This is a genomic window from Vreelandella halophytica, from assembly GCF_968193635.1.
Genome location: NZ_OZ309107.1, coordinates 533,490 through 548,569, shown reverse-complemented (window position 1 = coordinate 548,569; position 15,080 = coordinate 533,490). Strand labels below are relative to the sequence as shown.

The following is a 15,080-nucleotide window of genomic DNA, read 5'->3' as shown; positions in this document are numbered from 1 at the left end:
AGCTAGTTTACGTTGCTAATACAGAGAGCAAAGGCGCGAATGCACCCATGTTTAAGCAGGTATTCTGGCAATCGCTACCTGGAGCATGGACCAACCGAAAAAGCCCTCCCCCCCAGTGTTTTCAGTATTTAAAGCAAATAAGAAGCTTACTTTCCAAAAAGCAAAACAAAAACGGGGCCTATTGGCCCCGTCATTGTTAAGCGCTACTGCTACTGCTTTATTAGCCCAGCAGAGACAGCACGGACTGCGGGGTCTGGTTGGCCTGGGCCAGCATGGACGTACCCGCCTGCTGCAGGATGTTGGCACGCGTCATGTTGGACACTTCCACCGCGTAGTCGGCGTCCTCGATACGTGAACGCGCTTCGGACAGGTTGGTGGTGGTGGTCGCCAGGTTGTCGATCACCGAGTCGAAACGGTTCAGCGTGGCACCCAGGGTGGCACGCTGAGTGTCCAGCGACTCCAGTGCAGTATCAACGTCGTCGATCAGTGTCTGGAAGGTAGCATTGGTCGCGCCAGCGCCAGACAGTGCCGCCGCCGAACCACTGACACCCAGCGCGCTGCTGGTCGCATCAAAGGTATTAACGACAATGGTGTCGTTACCGGTGGTGTTCGAGCCAACCTGAATGTTCAGGGCAGTGCTTGCGCCACTGGCCAACAGGCTAGTGCCGTTGAAGTTGTTGCTGCCCGCTACGCGATCGATCTCGGCGATACGCTCGTTGATCTCGGTAGTGATGGCCGCACGGTCGTCGGCGGTGTTGGTATCGTTGGCGCCCTGTACGGCCAGCTCACGAATACGCTGAAGGTTGTCGTTGATCTGGTCCAGACCGCCTTCCATGGTTTGTACCAGCGAGATACCGTCGCTGGCGTTACGGCTCGCCTGATCCATACCCTTGATTTGGGCGGTCATTTTGTTGGCGATGGCTTGACCTGCAGCATCGTCCTTGGCGCTGTTGATGCGCAGACCGGATGAAAGACGTTCCTGAGCCTGAGCCAGCATGCCCTGGGACTTGTTCAGGTTGTTCTGGCCGATCATGGAAGTGATGTTGGTGTTGATAACAGACATGAATTTAATCCTCGGTGTTTAGTGGCCCGGGAAAGGCCTATGAATCGGCACTAGCATCGCCGTTATTATAATTAACGGCCGTACGGCCGGATTCTTGAGAAAATAGTGCCTTTTTTTAGAAAAAATTATCCTGTTTAAACAATTGTATTCCAGACGGTACAAAGCTACGGCGATTCATGACCAAGCTTTAACCACCCGGCATCGGTATGGATTTTAAACGTAAAACGGGGCCCAAGGGGCCCCGTTTATTACACTGTTTTCAAGCTCACTTGCTAAGTGATTAGCCCAGCAGAGACAGTACGGACTGCGGGGTCTGGTTGGCCTGGGCCAGCATGGACGTACCCGCCTGCTGCAGGATGTTGGCACGGGTCATGTTGGACACTTCCACCGCGTAGTCGGCGTCCTCGATACGTGAACGCGCTTCAGACAGGTTGGTGGTGGTCGTCGCCAGGTTGTCGATCACCGAGTCGAAACGGTTCAGCGTGGCACCCAGGGTGGCACGCTGTGTGTCCAGCGACTCCAAGGCGTCATCAACGTCATTGATCAATGCCTGGAAGTCACCATTGGTCGCACCCGCACCGCCGGAGGCAGACGCCGCAACGATGGTTGCCGCGGAACCACTCACGTTGAGCGCGCTGCTGGTCGCATCAAAGGTATTAACGACAATGGTGTCGTTACCGGTGGTGTTCGAGCCGACCTGAATGTTCAGGGCAGTGCTTGCGCCACTGGCCAACAGGCTAGTGCCGTTGAAGTTGTTGCTGCCCGCTACGCGGTCGATCTCGGCGATACGCTCGTTGATTTCGGTAGCGATCGCGGCACGGTCGTCGGCGGTGTTGGTATCGTTGGCGCCCTGTACGGCCAGCTCACGGATACGCTGAAGGTTGTCGTTGATCTGATCCAGACCGCCTTCCATGGTTTGTACCAGCGAGATACCGTCGCTGGCGTTACGGCTCGCCTGATCCATACCCTTGATTTGGGCGGTCATCTTGTTGGCGATGGCCTGACCCGCGGCATCGTCCTTGGCGCTGTTGATGCGCAGACCGGATGAAAGACGTTCCTGAGCCTGGGCCAGCATGCCCTGGGACTTGTTCAGGTTGTTCTGGCCGATCATGGAAGTGATGTTGGTGTTGATAACGGACATGGGGTAATCCTCGGTGTTTAGTGGCCTGGGAGGGGCCGGAAAATCGGCGTTAGCATCGCCGTTACTATAATTAACGGCTGTACGGCCGAATTCTTTAGAAAATAATGCCTATTTTTAGAAAAAAACCATCTTCTTTAAACAATTATATTCCAGGACGGTACAAAGCTACGGCAATCCATTAACCCCCTTTAACCACCCGGCATCAGTATGGGTCTTAAACGTAAAACGGGGCCTTTCGGCCCCGTCATGGTTTAGCACTAACGTACTATTAGCCCAGCAGAGACAGTACGGACTGCGGGGTCTGGTTGGCCTGGGCCAGCATGGACGTACCGGCCTGCTGCAGGATGTTGGCACGGGTCATGTTGGACACTTCCACCGCGTAGTCGGCGTCCTCGATACGTGAACGCGCTTCGGACAGGTTGGTGGTGGTGGTCGCCAGGTTGTCGATCACCGAGTCGAAACGGTTCAGCGTGGCACCCAGGGTTGCACGCTGTGTGTCCAGCGACTCCAGCGCAGTATCAACGTCATTGATCAATGACTGGAAGTTAGCGTTGGTCGCACCCGCACCGCCCGAGGCAGACGCCGCAACGATGGTTGCCGCGGAACCACTCACGTTGAGCGCGCTGCTGGTCGCATCAAAGGTATTAACGACAATGGTGTCGTTACCGGTGGTGTTCGAGCCGACCTGAATGTTCAGGGCAGTGCTTGCGCCACTGGCCAACAGGCTAGTGCCGTTGAAGTTGTTGCTGCCCGCTACGCGGTCGATCTCGGCGATACGCTCGTTGATTTCGGTAGCGATCGCGGCACGGTCGTCGGCGGTGTTGGTATCGTTGGCGCCCTGTACGGCCAGCTCACGGATACGCTGAAGGTTGTCGTTGATCTGGTCCAGACCGCCTTCCATGGTTTGTACCAGCGAGATACCGTCGCTGGCGTTACGGCTCGCCTGATCCATACCCTTGATTTGGGCGGTCATCTTGTTGGCGATGGCCTGGCCCGCGGCATCATCCTTGGCGCTGTTGATGCGCAGACCGGATGAAAGACGTTCCTGAGCCTGAGCCAGCATGCCCTGGGACTTGTTCAGGTTGTTCTGGCCGATCATGGAAGTGATGTTGGTGTTGATAACGGACATGGAAGCAATCCTCGGTGTTTAGTGGCCTGGGAAGGGCCGGGAAATCGGCGCTTACATCGCCGTTATTATAATTAACGGCCGCGCGGCCGAGTTCTTTAGCCGAAAGCCTTTTTTTTGAAAAAATCTTTCTCGAGAACGCATGACGCTTAAAAGAAAGAGCAATAACAACAATAAGATATGGATAAAAAAGCTTTTAACCAACCTGAAATATAAAAAAACGGGGCCTTGTGGCCCCGTCGTTATCAAGTGCTACAAATAGTGCACTATTAGCCCAGCAGAGACAGTACGGACTGCGGGGTCTGATTCGCCTGTGCCAGCATAGACGTACCCGCCTGTTGCAGAATGTTGGCGCGCGTCATGTTGGAGACTTCTTCCGCGTAGTCGGCATCTTCGATGCGCGAACGCGCTTCGGAGAGGTTGGTTTCAGTCGTCGCCAGGTTGTCGATCACCGAGTCGAAACGGTTCAGCGTGGCACCCAAGGTCGCACGTTCGGTGTCAAGCGTCTCTACTGCGTCATCTACGTCGTTGATCAGGCTCTGGAAATCAGCGTTAGTGACGCCCTCGCCACCCGAAGCAGAATTCGTGGCAATAGTAGCTGCCGACCCACTAACACCTAGGCCAGTGCTACTCGCATCAACGGTTGTAACGGTGATGGTGTCGTTGTCGGTGGTGTTAGCGCCAACCTGCATGCTCAGGTCAGTGCCTGAGCCACTTGAAGACAGCAGGTTAGTACCGTTGAAGTTGGTGCTACCCGCAACACGGTCGATTTCATCGATACGCTCGCTGATTTCAGTGGCAATCGCTGCACGGTCTTCTTGAGTGTTGGTGTCGTTAGCACCCTGTACCGCCAACTCACGAATACGCTGCAGGTTGTCGTTCACCTGGTCGAGACCGCCTTCCATGGTCTGTACCAGCGAGATACCGTCGCTTGCGTTACGGCTTGCCTGGCTCATGCCATCGATTTGCGCGGTCATTTTGTTGGCGATGGCCTGACCAGCGGCATCGTCGGAAGCGCTGTTGATGCGCAGACCAGAGGAGAGACGTTCTTGCGCCTGAGCCAGCATGCTCTGCGAAGAACTCAGGTTGTTCTGGCCGATCATGGAGGTGATATTCGTATTGATTACAGACATGAGTATTGCTCCTAGAAGTATAACTGGCCAGCGGGCCAACTTTGCGACGTTTGTCATGCCGCTACCCCTTGGTAACGGCTGCTCGTACAAAGTCTTTAGAAAACAATACGCTTTTTATGTAAGGGAAAGTAACATTAGCCACTCAAAACCCAAGCCTTCGTGCTTAAGCTCCCGCCATACGGCGATTTACAAGAAATCCAATAAACAAAAATGTAGGTTAAAAAACCAAAAAACGGGGCCTATTGGCCCCGTCATGATTTAGCGCTAGCGTACTATTAGCCCAGCAGAGACAGTACGGACTGCGGGGTCTGGTTGGCCTGGGCCAGCATGGACGTACCCGCCTGCTGCAGGATGTTGGCACGCGTCATGTTGGACACTTCCACCGCGTAGTCGGCGTCCTCGATACGTGAACGCGCTTCGGACAGGTTGGTGGTGGTGGTCGCCAGGTTGTCGATCACCGAGTCGAAACGGTTCAGCGTGGCACCCAGGGTCGCACGCTGAGTGTCCAGCGATTCCAGGGCAGTATCAACGCTATCGATCAATGACCGGAAGTTCTCGTTGGTGGCGCCAGCACCCGACAGGGCCGCCGCGGAACCACTGACACCCAGTGAGCTGCTGGTCGCGTCAAAGGTATTAACGACAATGGTGTCGTTACCGGTGGTGTTCGAGCCAACCTGAATGTTCAGGGCAGTGCTTGCGCCACTGGCCAACAGGCTAGTGCCGTTGAAGTTGTTGCTGCCCGCTACACGGTCGATCTCGGCGATACGCTCGTCGATTTCGGTAGCGATCGCGGCACGGTCTTCGGCGGTGTTGGTATCGTTGGCGCCCTGTACGGCCAGCTCACGAATACGCTGAAGGTTGTCGTTGATCTGGTCCAGACCGCCTTCCATGGTTTGTACCAGTGAGATACCGTCGCTGGCGTTACGGCTCGCCTGATCCATACCCTTGATTTGGGCAGTCATTTTGTTGGCGATGGCCTGACCCGCAGCATCATCCTTGGCGCTGTTGATGCGCAGACCGGATGAAAGACGTTCCTGAGCCTGAGCCAGCATGCCCTGGGACTTGTTCAGGTTGTTCTGGCCGATCATGGAAGTGATGTTGGTGTTGATAACAGACATGAATTTAATCCTCGGTGTTTAGTGGCCCGGGAGAGGCCTATGAATCGGCACTTGCATCGCCGTTATTATAATTAACGACCTGTCGTCCCATTTCTTTAGCTTTTTTGCACTTTTTTATAAAAAATCGTTTCATCCTCAAACGACAAACGGGGCCTTGCGGCCCCGTTACTTGCATTTATAGCTGTTACGTCAAAAAGCGTTCTGGCCCCGCCAGGAAAGCACGACCTACCTCTTCTGCATGGCGCTCATCATATCGAACTGCTGAGAGAGGTAGCTGCTCATGGAGTTCATCTGGGCGAGCATGCCGTCCAACTGGCCGAACTGCTTACGGTAGCGCTCAGTGCTTCGTTCGATGCTGGCTTCCATACGCAGCTTGCGCTGATCCAGGCTCTCTATTCGCAGCTCAGCACTGCCGATGGAGCTCTTGATGATGCCGTCATCCCCGGTTATGTCCTTGAGCGTCGAACTTATCTTCCCGGCAAAGCCGCCTTCTTTCGTGTCACCTGCAAAAAAGGCAGCCAACCCCTCGGAATTATTGGCAATTGCTTCATCCAGCTTGGCTTCATCGACCTTGAGACGGCCCTGCTTGTCGATGTCGATACCCATTTGAGCAAGCCGCGTTATATCGCTCGTCCCAAAGTTGCCCGTTACATCCTGGCGCAGCCGGTTTTCGATAGTACGAACGGTACGATCGCCCACTAAATCGCCCGAGGTCTTACCTTCGCCCTTGAATTCGGTCATACGGCCAACGGTGGACTTCATTTCGTTATAGTTGCTAACGAAGGCATTGATGGCTTCTTTCAATGACGCATCATCACGCTCGATTACAAGCGTGGACGGGGTCGGGGAGGCGGCGGTCAGGTTGAGCGTTACTCCCTGGATGGCCTCTTCTACCCGATTACTTTTACTCGTAATCGCGATGCCGTTGACGTTCAACTCGGCATCCTGGCCAGCGCGTAGCGTGGCAGGGTCCATCGAAAGGGAGGTCAGTCCTGAAAACCCCGTCAGCGAAGCCTCTTTGCCCGTTTCCTTGGAGCTCAGCGCCAGGCGATACCCTTTGCCATCATTGATGAGCGAAGCCGTAACGCCAGACTCTTTATCCGCATTGATCTGATCACGAACCTCGGCCAGGGTACTGCCTGCTTTAATATCGACGCCGTAGCTTGTTTGCGTATCGCCAGCACCAAAATTAAGCGTCAACTTCGTATCGGTTGCCGTAAGCTCCTGGTCCAGTGCCACACTATTGGACGCAGCGCTGCCGCCGCGCGCCAGTTGGGAAACCGTCACCTCATAGCGACCTGGATTGGCTTTCTCGCTCGCCGTCGCCAGTACGCCTTCTCCCGTTACCGTACTTTTTTGCTGTTTGAAAGTAGCGGCATCGTTCAACGCCGTAATAGAGTTCTGCACCCTATCCATTGCCGATTCCAGGCGCCCATAAGCAGAAATCTTGGTTTGCTGAGCACTTTTCTGCTCAAGGATCGGAACGAGCTTTTGGCGTTCAGCCGACTTGAGCTGTTCCACCAAGCCCGACAAATCCAACCCAGACCCCACTCCCAATGCCGTAATAGACGCCATGAGGTTAGTCCTCTAGTAAGTAGTAGAGAAGTACAGTTAAATACTCTATCGGCTGATAAACGACGAACTTTAGCGGTTAAGATTCTTAAAATCCTGCAAAAATGCCCGGCAAACGCCGGGCATTTTCTGTCTCACGAGTATCGCTTGGCGATCACGACTGGTTGTTCTGGCCCAGCATCCCTAACTGCTCGCTCAGGTAGCTGCTGGTCTGGTTCATCTGCGCCACCATGCTATCCATTGCCTGAAACTGGGTGCGAAAGCGCGCGATGGTCTGATCGATGCGCTCCTCGGTTCGGGCGAAACGGTCTTCGAGGGTCCCGATACGGCTTTCGGAGTTACTTTCAGCCGTATCCAGGCGCCCTCCATCGCCCACGAGGCGCTCGAGGGAGGCATTGATTTGCCCCGCCATCCCCGCCTCTTCACTATTACCGGCAAAAAAGCCGGCAAGCTGATCGGGCTCGGTCGCAATGACGCTATCCAGTTTATCGTCGTCTATTTTGAGTTTACCGTCGGTTTGCAGTGAAATACCGATATCAGAGAGCACGCTGAAGCCCTCACCACCCACTGCGCTGCTGATGGACTGGCGAAGTTCCCGCTCGACTGCGCGCGTGGTTGCGTCGGCATTCAGCCCTGCTGATTGGCCGGTTTCGGCATCGAAGCTGGTTAAACGCGTCAGGGTATCTTTCAGCGCATTGAATCCGTCTACAAAGGCAGTCACATTGTCCCGCAGCGCTTCGTCGTCCTGCTCGACGCGCACGGTGCTCGAGGCGCCCGCTTCCGTAAGATTCAAGGTCATACCCTGAATAGCACCCTCGACCTGATTGGAGGCACTGACGATATCGATTCCGTTCACGTTGAAGGCAGCGTCCTGCCCCGCCTGAATGACCTGCACATCCGAGGTAACGGCATCGCTCGATAAAATGGAGGAAAAGTTGGAGCTTTCGATGCTGGCATCAGCGCCCGTTTCACTGGCCATGACCGATAGCCGATACCCTTGGCCGTCATCGATGATGGAAGCCGTTACCTGACCACCGCCTTGTTCATTGATGGCGTCGCGGATGCCTTCCAGCGAACTGCCGTCGGCAATGGTTATGGGCGCCATATCGCCTTCAGCCAAGCCGAAAGTTAGCGTTTGCTCACCACTAATAATGCTTTCGTCGGATGAACCCAAACGCTCCGTAACGAAACTCCCGGCGGTCGCCAACTGCTCCACCTCGACCTCGTAACGGCCGGGTTGTGCTTCATTGGTCGTCACGGCCGTCACGGCATCGCCATCGACCCTGGTCGTGAGGCTCTCGAACGACTCGGCATCGTTGAGTGCTTGAGTCGCATCCTGAAAGGTAGAAATGGCGCTCTTCAGCGTTCCATAGGCAGAAAGCGTCGCCTTCTCGGACTGTACCTGTTCGGCGATGGGGGTGAGCTTGGCGCTCTCGGCGTCTTCAAGCTGGCCCAGCAGCCCGTTCAAATCCAGCCCCGAGCCAATGCCCAGTGAGGTAATGGAAGCCATAGATTAGTGCCCCTTCGATTAGCGTCGCTCAATTAACCGCGCGACCTGAAATTTGCCTGCGTTGATGCATTGAATATCGGCATCCGGCGCTTTTTCTTTAGCTCTTGACCTGTTTTAACTCATTAAAAGGTTATTTTCTGTAATGTTTGGAAATTTTGAGACTACGTCGCTACCCAAAGAATTCGCTAAAAAGCGTTCGTTGAACCATCGTCTTATATAGACCTTGGTCTAATGCCCATGAGTGACTTACACTGGCCTGCGTATTTCGCGTTCACTGCTGGAGAGCCTCATGTCTGCCCAAGGCAAAACCCCGACTGCCCACCCCGCCCCGTTTAGCCGAGAGCAGCTGCGTGGATGCCTTTTTAACGTGGCGGAGCTTCTCTATGTGAACGGCCACGTGCTGGAAACCATTACGCTACCTGGCTGTGGGCTGGCGAAGCGGGAGATGGCCGTACTGGAAGCGCAAAACGCTGGCTGGGCCAGGTGTCGCAAAACCCTCGAGGCGAGCGAAGCGGGTACCCTCAACACAGCGGGGCGATTCGTACTAACGGCGCTGGGCCGCGAGATCATGTTCGATATGTTTGGCCAGGGGGCGGCGGACTGCGCCTAGGGCCCAGGGATAGCCGAACACGCTTAAAAAAGCGCTCTAAACGCAAAAACGCCCGCGAATGCGGGCGTTTGTGTTTGGCACGGCGTTGTGATCAACGAAGGCCAAGCATCGAAAGAATAAACAGTACGACGACTACCAGACCCACGATGTAGATGATATTACGCATAACGGCGCTCCTTGCTTTTTTGCGTTTAGAAAAATCAACGGGTTGCTTTCCCCATCGGGGCAACACCCACATCCTAGCAGGCTTTTGGGTTCTTTGCGTAATTTACGTGCGCTAGCGGGGCGAAGACTCTACGCTTTTTAACAGTCGAGTCGTCGTCAAAAAGGAATGCCAATGCGCGCAATGTTAATGGGGTTCGGGGTGGCGATGGCCATGGGACTGCCTTTTACCGCTCAGGCCGACGCGCCCTCGAGAGAGGCGTTTAACGTGCTGGACGAGCAAGCCAGCGCGCTTGGCCGCCTGCATACGGTGGTCGTCGCGGTCGAAGGTGAGATCGTTCACGAATTTCATCAGGGCGGCCCGGGAGTCGCCACCCCGGCGAACGTGAAGTCGCTCTCCAAAACCGTGCTGGCGGCGATTACCGGCGCCGCTATCCAGGCCGGTGTGATCGACTCGATCGACCAGCCGCTGGTCGAGCTTTTAGGCAGCTACGTGCCCCAAGGTGTGGACCCGAAGGTTAGCGAGATTAGCATCGAGAACCTGCTCGCCATGCAGGCGGGGCTCGAGCGCACCTCGGGCGGCAACTACAGCGGCTGGGTGGCGAGCTCCAACTGGGTAGAGGATGCGCTGAGCCGGCCGTTCGTGGATGAGCCCGGCGGGCGCATGCTCTACTCCACCGGCTCCAGCCACCTGGTATCTGCCGCGCTCACCTACGCAAGCGGTGAGTCGACCTACCAGCTTGCCCAGCGGCTTCTGGCCGAGCCGCTGAACATTGCCATCCCCCGCTGGTTGCAGGACCCGCAGGGCATCTACTTTGGCGGCAACGATATGCAGCTTTCACCCCGGGCGCTGGTGGAAATCGGCGAGCTTTACCGCAATGATGGCGTGGTGGACGGCGAACGCATTCTGCCCGAAGGCTGGGTGGAAGACTCCTGGACACCGCGAGGTAGTTCTCAGTGGACCGGGGATGGCTATGGGCTTGGCTGGTTCGTTACCACCCTTGGCACCACACCGGTGTATTACGGGCGCGGCTACGGCGGTCAGGCGCTGTTCGTCATTCCCGAGCGTGACATGACCGTGGTGATCACCTCCGACCCCACGCCCCCCTCGCCGGGCGGGCAGTTTCAGCAGCAGTTGAACCGGCTGGTGATGAACCTGCTGACCTACCGCTAACGCTCCCTTCAACTCTCGAGCGCAGCGCGGGCTTAAAGCAGATACATGAGAATGGCGGCGAAGGTGGCGCCGGTGATCAGAAAACCAAGCGAGAGCACCAGTCCGTCCTTTGCCACCAACCCCAGGCCGAAGAGCGTTAGCGCAAGCCCCGCGCCGTTGGCGGTGAAGGGAATGAACTCCATCGGCGGCATGGCCAGCGCCACCAACGAGCAGGCAAGCGCGGTAGCGCGCATACCGATATAGCCGCTCATCCAGGCCAGGCGCACGCCCAAAAGCCCGTCGACCCACTTGGCAGGCTTGCGCATCAGCCCTAGTGATTTATCGAAGCCTTTGCGCGAGACCGACCGGTTCAGGAGTATGCCCGGCAGCCAGAAGGCCTTGCGCCCCAAAAGCAATTGGCTCGAGGTTAGAAGCACCAGCACCGCCATGAGCGTGGGCACGCCAGGAATATCCCCCACGACGGGGGCCAGGGTAATGATGCCCGCCACCAGCAGCAGCGGCCCAAAGGAGCGCCGCCCGACGGCGTCGAGAATATCCTCGACACTGACGCGGCGCTTTTCCTCTTCCATTTGCGCCATGGCGTCGAGCAATTCGGTCAAGCTCGCGGCCTGGGAGTCGTCACTCATGGGGGCGTTGGCGCTCCTCGGCGGCGAGTTTACTGCGAATGAAGTCGCTGTGGCTTAGATGCAGAAGATCCGCCAGGCGGCGAATGCGGTGCTCTTCCTGGGGGTCGATACTGCCATCCGCCCACGCCAGTTGCCACATCAGCGCCACTAGTTCGCAGCGCTTTGCGTAGTCGTAGTGCTCCTTGATGAGGCTTACGAACTGGTAGTGGTCCACCGCCTCCTCCACTTCGGCATCCGCCAGCGCCATCAGCTCGGTGACGTCTGCGTCTCCCAGCCGATAGCGGGCCATGAGTATCTGCTTGAGCGTTTGGCGCTCGGCCTCGGTTTGCTCGAAGTCCGCGCGCATCACTTCGCAAAGTAGCGCCGCCGAGGCAAGTTCCAGCGTCAGGTGCTGGTTTTCGCGCCGCTCGGGCTCGGCGAGCGCGTCCTGAAAAAAATCCCGAATCGCGTCGAGCATGGCTCACTCCTTACGCTTGGCAAGCTGTTCTTTGAGCTGCTTGGGCACCTGCTTGATGATCAGCCGATCCTGGCCCTCGTCGTACTCGATGCTGGAACCCAGCAGGTGCGAATCGAAGCTGATGGAGACGCCACCGGCGCGGCCAGTAAAGCGGCGAAACTGGCTCAGCGTTTTCTTGTCCGGCGGAATCTCCGGCGAAAGGCCGTAGTCGGCGTTGCGGATGTGCTCATAAAACGCCTTGGGCTGCTGTTCGTCAACGAGCCCGGAGAGCTCTTCCAGGGTCATCGGCTCGCCGCGGCGCATCTGCTCGTTGGCGTAGTCCACCAGCGTATCGGTCTTTTCGCGGCTGGCCTCTTCGTCGAATTCTTCCTGCTCGACGAAGTCGCTAAAGGCCTTGAGCAGCGTGCGCGTCTCGGCAGGCGCGTCGATGCCCTCCTCCATGCCGAGTACCGCCGCCACGCCATCGGCCAGCTTCTTCGCGCCGCGATCCTTTAGAAACGAGACGTACTGTTGGCTGGCGGTTTCATCGCCCTGCCACTGGGTAATGTTGACCCGCGCGGCCAGGGTGAGCTGCTGGGTATTGAGCTGGGCGGCGGGCACGGCCTGGTGGGATTCACTAATACCGATGCCTTCGCGCTGATGCACGAGCGCAAAGAAGAGCGTTTCGGTATCGCCCTGGCGCTGGTGGGCGATCACCAGATACCCGCTCACCGAAAGCGCCTCCTGCAGCTCGCGCGCCAGGCGCTCGGTCAGGGCGGTGGAGAATGCCATGAAGTCCTGATCACCTTTAAGGTATGCGGCAAGCCAGGCCACCAGCGGCCCGGCCTGCTCGCCCTCGAGAGCGAAGCGCCCCCAGCCCTTGGCCTTGGTGTTGTAGGTATCATTCAATTTACCCACCAGGTTTGCCATCACCGGGTCGTCGCTTTCGCCAACGGCTGGCGCGGTGGTCACGGTCAGGCGCTCGCCGTCCAGGGTGGGTTCCAAGCGGTGAACGATGCTTTGCAAAAGCGGCATAGGGGAATCTTGCCTTTTAAATGATCAAAAATTGAGACGCTTAGGGTTTCAGCCGGTAGCCGGTATGGAAAATCCAGCCAATCATGGCCAGGCTTGCGGCGAGAAAGAGCGTAATCATACCCACGCTTGCCCCAAGACTTACGTCGCTGATGCCGTAAAAGCTCCAGCGAAAGCCGCTGACCAGATAGACCACCGGATTTGCCAGCGTCACGCTTTGCCAAAACGGCGGCAGCATATCGATAGAGTAAAAACTTCCGCCCAAAAAGGTCAGCGGGGTGATCACCAAAAGCGGCACCAGCTGAAGCTTATCGAACCCATCCGCCCAAATGCCGATGATGAACCCCAGCAGGCTGAAGGTGACGGCGGTGAGCACCAAAAAGGTCAGCATCCAGAACGGGTGGGCGATCTGAAGCGGCACGAAAAAGCTCGAGGTGGCCAAAATGATCAGCCCCAGCAGTATCGATTTGGACGCCGCGGCCCCCACGTAGCCCACCACCACTTCAAGATACGAAATGGGCGCGGAAAGAATCTCGTAAATACTGCCGGAGAACTTGGGAAAGAAGATGCCGAAGGACGCATTGGAAACGCTTTGCGTCAGCAGCATCAGCATGATCAGCCCGGGCACGATGAAGGCGCCGTAGCTGACTCCGTTGATTTCACTGATACGCGAGCCGATCGCCGCGCCAAACACCACGAAGTAGAGCGAAGTGGAAATGACCGGTGAGACGATACTTTGCAAAAGCGTGCGCCGGGTGCGCGCCATCTCCGCCATGTAGATCGAACGGACGGGGTAGAGATTCATGAGCGCTCCTTGACCAAATCGACGAAAATATCTTCAAGCGAACTCTGCCGGGTGTGCAGGTCCTTCACACGAATGCCCTCTTCGCTCAGCGCGGCCAACAAGCCGGACACGCCGCGGCCTTCTTCTTCCTGATGGCCATCGTAGGTGTACACCAGCATTTGACCATCGTCGGTCAGGCTCAGCGTGTCGCCCTCGAGGCGCGAAGGCAATGCGGCAAGCGGGGTGTGCAGCTCCAGGGTGAGCTGTTTGCTGCCGAGCTTTTTCATCAGTGCCGCTTTCTCTTCTACCAGCACCACTTCGCCGTGATTGATCACGCCGATGCGATCGGCCATCTCTTCGGCTTCTTCGATGTAGTGGGTGGTGAGAATGATGGTCACGCCGTTGTCACGCAGCCCGCGCACCACCTGCCACATGTCGCGCCTAAGCTCCACATCCACACCGGCGGTGGGTTCATCGAGAAACAGAATGCGCGGCTCGTGAGAGAGCGCCTTGGCGATGAGTACGCGGCGCTTCATACCGCCGGAAAGGGTAATCAAGCGGTTGTTGCGCTTGTCCCACAGCGCAAGCGACTTGAGTACTTTTTCGATATGCGCCGGGCTTGGCGGCTTACCGAACAGGCCGCGGCTGAAACTGACCGTGTTCCACACCGTCTCGAAGGCCTCGTTGGTGAGTTCCTGAGGCACCAATCCGATGCGCTGACGCGCCTGGCGGTACTGCTTGACGTTATCGAAACCGTCGACGGTCACGTGGCCTTCACTTGGGTTGACCAGCCCGCACACCAGGCTAATGAGCGTAGTCTTGCCCGCGCCATTGGGGCCGAGCAGAGCAAAAATTTCGCCACGCTGGATAGTGAGATCCACGTGCTTGAGCGCTTGAAAGCCACCGCTGTAGGTTTTGTTCAAGCCCTCGATAGAGATAATGGGGTCGTTCAAGGCGTGCTCCTCACACCGCGGCCGGGCCGCGGTGCTTGACTGCCAAGGGCGACTGGCACGCGCAAGGAAGAGGGCCGCCAGCGCCCAAGGGCAGATTAACTGCAGCTGGTGACTTCGAGCAGATGGTAGCCAAACTGGGTTTGAACCGGACCATGGACTTGATTGAGCTCGCCGCTGAAGACGACCTTATCGAACTCCGGCACCATTTGGCCCGGGCCGAACGTGCCCAGGTCGCCGCCCTGGCGACCGGACGGGCAGCTCGAATGCTCCTTGGCAACCTCAGCAAAATCGCGGCCGTTTTCGATCTCTTGCTTGAGGGCAAGGCACTGCTCTTCGCTATTTACCAGAATATGACGGGCGCTGGCACTGGCCATATAAGCCTCCTGAACATCGGTTTTAAGGGGTCACTAGTTTATCACGGCTATGCTTGGGTGGGGGGCGTTAACCCGGTTGTTCGCGCTGAGCTCGACACCCGCTTCGAGCACCTTACAGATCGCCAGGGTCTGTCTGAAAAGTCGACAAGCGAAGACAAGACAAGGCAAAAATTGGCGAAAAAACGGAGTTTACATGTGTAAATGAGTATTTTGATCGGACTCGCGCTCGAGCCAATTTTTAACGCCGTATTGTCGAGCGCAGGCAC

15 protein-coding genes are annotated in these 15,080 nt (G+C 56.9%); 2 read left to right on the top strand and 13 right to left on the bottom strand.

Annotated elements, in window-relative coordinates:
- Positions 1 to 220: 220 nt before the first annotated feature.
- From ACWHXT_RS02615 to fliD (ACWHXT_RS02585), 7 genes are all read right to left on the bottom strand, one after another.
- Positions 221 to 1,063, bottom strand: coding sequence for a flagellin N-terminal helical domain-containing protein (locus ACWHXT_RS02615; RefSeq protein ID WP_447957140.1), 843 nt, complete (start codon positions 1,061 to 1,063; stop codon positions 221 to 223).
- 280 nt (positions 1,064 to 1,343) lie between these two features.
- Positions 1,344 to 2,204, bottom strand: a complete 861-nt coding sequence (locus ACWHXT_RS02610; protein WP_447957139.1) for a flagellin N-terminal helical domain-containing protein — start codon at positions 2,202 to 2,204, stop codon at positions 1,344 to 1,346.
- 268 nt (positions 2,205 to 2,472) lie between these two features.
- On the bottom strand, positions 2,473 to 3,333 hold the full coding sequence (locus tag ACWHXT_RS02605) for a flagellin N-terminal helical domain-containing protein (RefSeq protein WP_447957138.1): 861 nt from the start codon (positions 3,331 to 3,333) through the stop codon (positions 2,473 to 2,475).
- Between the two features lie 266 nt (positions 3,334 to 3,599).
- Positions 3,600 to 4,463, bottom strand: coding sequence for a flagellin N-terminal helical domain-containing protein (locus ACWHXT_RS02600; RefSeq protein WP_447957137.1), 864 nt, complete (start codon positions 4,461 to 4,463; stop codon positions 3,600 to 3,602).
- 275 nt (positions 4,464 to 4,738) lie between these two features.
- Entirely contained in the window at positions 4,739 to 5,581 is an 843-nt protein-coding gene (locus ACWHXT_RS02595) for a flagellin N-terminal helical domain-containing protein (RefSeq protein WP_447957136.1), read from the bottom strand.
- A 225-nt stretch (positions 5,582 to 5,806) separates the two neighbouring features.
- Positions 5,807 to 7,156: a flagellar filament capping protein FliD gene (fliD, locus tag ACWHXT_RS02590; RefSeq protein WP_447957135.1), complete on the bottom strand. Its 1,350-nt coding sequence runs from the start codon at positions 7,154 to 7,156 to the stop codon at positions 5,807 to 5,809.
- Between the two features lie 151 nt (positions 7,157 to 7,307).
- Positions 7,308 to 8,663 (bottom strand): flagellar filament capping protein FliD, encoded by a 1,356-nt coding sequence (gene fliD / locus ACWHXT_RS02585; protein WP_447957134.1) that lies wholly within the window; start codon positions 8,661 to 8,663, stop codon positions 7,308 to 7,310.
- 289 nt (positions 8,664 to 8,952) lie between these two features.
- Between fliD (ACWHXT_RS02585) and ACWHXT_RS02580 the strand changes: the two genes are divergently transcribed.
- Both ACWHXT_RS02580 and ACWHXT_RS02575 read left to right on the top strand, forming a co-directional pair.
- Positions 8,953 to 9,273 carry a hypothetical protein gene (locus ACWHXT_RS02580; RefSeq protein WP_447957133.1) on the top strand — a complete coding sequence of 107 codons (321 nt, stop codon included), beginning with the start codon at positions 8,953 to 8,955 and terminating at the stop codon, positions 9,271 to 9,273.
- Positions 9,274 to 9,610: 337 nt separating this feature from the next.
- Positions 9,611 to 10,609: a serine hydrolase domain-containing protein gene (locus ACWHXT_RS02575; RefSeq protein WP_447957132.1), complete on the top strand. Its 999-nt coding sequence runs from the start codon at positions 9,611 to 9,613 to the stop codon at positions 10,607 to 10,609.
- A 32-nt stretch (positions 10,610 to 10,641) separates the two neighbouring features.
- Here the strand turns inward: ACWHXT_RS02575 and ACWHXT_RS02570 are convergent, their stop codons facing one another.
- The 6 genes from ACWHXT_RS02570 to ACWHXT_RS02545 all read right to left on the bottom strand — a co-directional run bounded on the left by ACWHXT_RS02570 (position 10,642) and on the right by ACWHXT_RS02545 (position 14,814).
- Positions 10,642 to 11,235, bottom strand: coding sequence for an exopolysaccharide biosynthesis protein (locus tag ACWHXT_RS02570; RefSeq protein ID WP_447927938.1), 594 nt, complete (start codon positions 11,233 to 11,235; stop codon positions 10,642 to 10,644).
- Positions 11,228 to 11,692 carry a tellurite resistance TerB family protein gene (locus tag ACWHXT_RS02565; RefSeq protein ID WP_447957131.1) on the bottom strand — a complete coding sequence of 155 codons (465 nt, stop codon included), beginning with the start codon at positions 11,690 to 11,692 and terminating at the stop codon, positions 11,228 to 11,230. Before ACWHXT_RS02565 ends, ACWHXT_RS02570 begins: the two co-directional genes overlap by 8 nt.
- A 3-nt stretch (positions 11,693 to 11,695) precedes the next feature.
- Complete coding sequence (locus ACWHXT_RS02560; RefSeq protein WP_447527707.1) at positions 11,696 to 12,706, bottom strand: nucleoid-associated protein; 1,011 nt, start codon at positions 12,704 to 12,706, stop codon at positions 11,696 to 11,698.
- Between the two features lie 40 nt (positions 12,707 to 12,746).
- A complete protein-coding gene (locus ACWHXT_RS02555) occupies positions 12,747 to 13,508 on the bottom strand; it encodes an ABC transporter permease (protein ID WP_447957130.1) in 762 nt (253 codons plus the stop codon).
- On the bottom strand, positions 13,505 to 14,440 hold the full coding sequence (locus ACWHXT_RS02550; RefSeq protein ID WP_447927934.1) for an ABC transporter ATP-binding protein: 936 nt from the start codon (positions 14,438 to 14,440) through the stop codon (positions 13,505 to 13,507). The genes ACWHXT_RS02555 and ACWHXT_RS02550 overlap by 4 nt, the downstream gene beginning before the upstream one ends.
- A 95-nt stretch (positions 14,441 to 14,535) precedes the next feature.
- Complete coding sequence (locus tag ACWHXT_RS02545; RefSeq protein ID WP_447957129.1) at positions 14,536 to 14,814, bottom strand: peptidylprolyl isomerase; 279 nt, start codon at positions 14,812 to 14,814, stop codon at positions 14,536 to 14,538.
- Positions 14,815 to 15,080: the final 266 nt, after the last annotated feature.

What these genes read in the sequence shown, in the direction of transcription:
- ACWHXT_RS02555 (WP_447957130.1), bottom strand. Translation starts at nt 13,508, where the DNA reads ATGAATCTCTACCCCGTCCGTTCGATCTACATGGCGGAGATGGCGCGC.
- ACWHXT_RS02610 (WP_447957139.1), bottom strand. Translation starts at nt 2,204, where the DNA reads ATGTCCGTTATCAACACCAACATCACTTCCATGATCGGCCAGAACAAC.
- fliD (WP_447957134.1), bottom strand. Translation starts at nt 8,663, where the DNA reads ATGGCTTCCATTACCTCACTGGGCATTGGCTCGGGGCTGGATTTGAAC.
- ACWHXT_RS02580 (WP_447957133.1), top strand. Translation starts at nt 8,953, where the DNA reads ATGTCTGCCCAAGGCAAAACCCCGACTGCCCACCCCGCCCCGTTTAGC.
- ACWHXT_RS02565 (WP_447957131.1), bottom strand. Translation starts at nt 11,692, where the DNA reads ATGCTCGACGCGATTCGGGATTTTTTTCAGGACGCGCTCGCCGAGCCC.
- ACWHXT_RS02605 (WP_447957138.1), bottom strand. Translation starts at nt 3,333, where the DNA reads ATGTCCGTTATCAACACCAACATCACTTCCATGATCGGCCAGAACAAC.
- ACWHXT_RS02575 (WP_447957132.1), top strand. Translation starts at nt 9,611, where the DNA reads ATGCGCGCAATGTTAATGGGGTTCGGGGTGGCGATGGCCATGGGACTG.
- ACWHXT_RS02615 (WP_447957140.1), bottom strand. Translation starts at nt 1,063, where the DNA reads ATGTCTGTTATCAACACCAACATCACTTCCATGATCGGCCAGAACAAC.
- ACWHXT_RS02595 (WP_447957136.1), bottom strand. Translation starts at nt 5,581, where the DNA reads ATGTCTGTTATCAACACCAACATCACTTCCATGATCGGCCAGAACAAC.
- ACWHXT_RS02600 (WP_447957137.1), bottom strand. Translation starts at nt 4,463, where the DNA reads ATGTCTGTAATCAATACGAATATCACCTCCATGATCGGCCAGAACAAC.
- fliD (WP_447957135.1), bottom strand. Translation starts at nt 7,156, where the DNA reads ATGGCGTCTATTACGGCATTGGGAGTGGGGTCTGGGTTGGATTTGTCG.
- ACWHXT_RS02545 (WP_447957129.1), bottom strand. Translation starts at nt 14,814, where the DNA reads ATGGCCAGTGCCAGCGCCCGTCATATTCTGGTAAATAGCGAAGAGCAG.
- ACWHXT_RS02570 (WP_447927938.1), bottom strand. Translation starts at nt 11,235, where the DNA reads ATGAGTGACGACTCCCAGGCCGCGAGCTTGACCGAATTGCTCGACGCC.
- ACWHXT_RS02560 (WP_447527707.1), bottom strand. Translation starts at nt 12,706, where the DNA reads ATGCCGCTTTTGCAAAGCATCGTTCACCGCTTGGAACCCACCCTGGAC.